The following is a 366-nucleotide window of genomic DNA, read 5'->3' as shown; positions in this document are numbered from 1 at the left end:
GAGAACCGATACCGCCTCTGTGTCAATCCGATGCCATTTGGACCGATGCTTGGTTGCGAGACCGAGGATTGCGTTAAATCCGCACCGAACAAAAGGCAGAAAAAGTTATCGGGTAGGTTGGCCCACCGAGTCCCGTGTTAATTGCCGGAATCATTTAAACTGACTATCGTTCGTTAAATGAGGAATTTCCCCTATGCCTTCACCCTTTCCGGGAATGGATCCATATTTAGAACAGCCGGATTTTTGGCCGGAGGTACATAATCGCTTGATTGTGGCGATCGCAGATATTTTAGTGCCTCAACTGCGCCCCAAATATCGGGTGGCGATTGAAAAGCGGGTGTATGAAATGGCGGGAAATGATAGCTT

At 48.4% G+C, this 366-nt stretch carries 1 protein-coding gene; it reads left to right on the top strand.

The window, feature by feature from the left end:
• Positions 1–193: 193 nt before the first annotated feature.
• The coding region (locus AC0QH1_RS00475; protein ID WP_324628773.1) for a DUF4058 family protein at positions 194–366 on the top strand (173 nt) is incomplete at its 3' end.

Source organism: Phormidium sp. CCY1219 (assembly GCF_055795085.1).
Note: the sequence above shows the minus strand (reverse complement) of the source record. Positions and strands in the feature narration are given on the sequence as shown.